We start from the raw sequence: 2,060 nt of genomic DNA, 5'->3' as shown, positions 1-2,060 counted from the left end.
TAGAAACACCTGGAGCAGGGACATTACCTCTGACAAAAAAAGGGGTTTATCTCATTATCGGTGGACTAGGGGCGATTGGTCTGTCCCTGGGGTTACACTTGGCAAAAACTGTACGCGCCAAACTGATCTTAACGGGACGTTCCCTATTTCCGGCCAGGGATGATTGGTCTCAATGGCTAGCCACCCACGATGCAGAGGATCGGATTAGTCGCAAAATTCAGAAATTGCAGGCTATGGAGGCTATGGGAGCGGAGGTGATGGTACTCAATGCTGATGTAGCCAATGGACAACAAATGGAAGAAGCGATCGCACAAGCAGAGGCTCGCTTTGGTAACATCAATGGAGTCATCCACAGTGTTATGTTTACCGGAGACAAGGCATTGTGTTCCATCAAGGAAATAACTAAAACTGATATTTGGCAGCACTTTCACGGAAAAGTACAGGGAACCATAGTCTTATCAAAGGTTTTGCAGAACAAAAACCTTGACTTTTGTATCTTAATGTCCTCCATCGCATCAGTGCTAGGGGGTTTGGGGGACGTTGCTTACTCGGCAGCCAATCTGTTTATGGATGTTTTCGTTCACCAGCAGAACCGGGTTAATTCGGTTCCTTGGTTGAGTGTAAACTGGGAGACTTGGGAATTCCCAAAACAAGATCGAAATTATGAGATTGCAGCAGGGCTGGCTGAATTTGCCATAACTCCAGAAGAGGGTATCCAAGCCTTTGAAAGGGTTTTATCCACTCAGGAACTCGAACTCGATCAAATTATTGTATCTAGTGGAGATTTACAAACTCGTATCGATCGATGGGTCAAACTTAAATCTGTAAAAGAACGAAATAACGAGCATCAACAAGTATCATCTCCGTCGGTTGATTTGCGTAAGCAATTAGAGACAGCTCCTATGGGAGAGCGTCAGGGATTATTGGTTACTCACGTCCGCGCGCAGGTAGCCAAAGTACTGGGAATTTCTCCCCAACGAATAACATTAGAGCAAAAACTCATAGACTTAGGATTAGATTCTTTGATGTCTATTGAGTTGAGAAATGCTCTCCAATTGAGTCTGGGTTTGTCTGTGCCTTCTACTTTACTATTTGACTATCCCACACCGGAAGCGTTGGCTAGTTATTTGGCTCAAGAAGTTCTTGCCTTTGAGGACTCAAAAAGTTTAAGCAATGCCTCCATCAAACAAGGTATAGTTGAGGATGACTCTTACCGTTCTACTTTAGTATCGATTCAGCCAAATGGTTCAAAACCTCCTCTGTTCTTTGTCCCTGGAGTCTTGGGCAATGTTTTCGATCTCTATCCCTTGGCACAACACCTAGATTCAGAGCAACCTTTATATGGCTTGCGATCGCTTGGTTTAGATGAGGGGGAAAAGCCATTAACCCGGATGGAAGACATAGCAGCCCACCACATCCAAGCCTTACAAGCCGTTCAGCCTAAGGGGCCATACTTTCTGGGCGGTCATTCAGCAGGAGGAAAGGTGGTTTTTGAGATAGCTCAACAGTTAAAAAATCAGGGACAGGAGGTAGCTTTACTTGCCATTATGGATGGTTTAGGGACAAATATTCAAAAATATCAATATTTTGCTGATTGGAACAATACTAAACTCATCAACGATATAAGCAGTTTTTATCAAGGTTCTTTAGGAGAAGCGGTCAACGTTTATCCTGAAACACTTCAATCTATTGGAGAGGAAGAACAGTTAAATTATCTTCTGGAAAGATTGAGAGTAGCTGGTTTTAAATTAAGCCAAGATGAACTAAAACGTATTTTTCAAGTTTACAAAGCTAACGTTAAAGCTGATGTTGACTATATACCACAAGAGAGTTACCCAACTTCAATTACTTTTTTCCGAGCTATGGAAACAGAGGTCTTTGAGGCTACCCTCGGTGAAACAACAATACTGGAAGACCCAACTTGGGGGTGGGGCATCGGTGACAACTTAAGCCTGTATGCCAATTGTCAAGGGGGTTGAGGAAAAAGGCTTGAAGAAAAACTCAGACTGACCCTTTTGTCGGTCAGGAAAAGGAGCAACAATAAGTTTGACCTTGGGTTT

The 2,060-nt window shown here is 43.3% G+C and carries 1 protein-coding gene; it reads left to right on the top strand.

Annotated elements, in window-relative coordinates; genetic code table 11:
* A partial coding sequence (locus F6K49_RS43670) for an SDR family oxidoreductase (protein ID WP_293108017.1) occupies window positions 1–1,979 on the top strand: 1,979 nt, incomplete at its 5' end.
* Window positions 1,980–2,060: the final 81 nt, after the last annotated feature.

The organism is Moorena sp. SIO3I6, from assembly GCF_010672095.1.
This window is presented reverse-complemented; position numbering and strand designations above follow the sequence as displayed.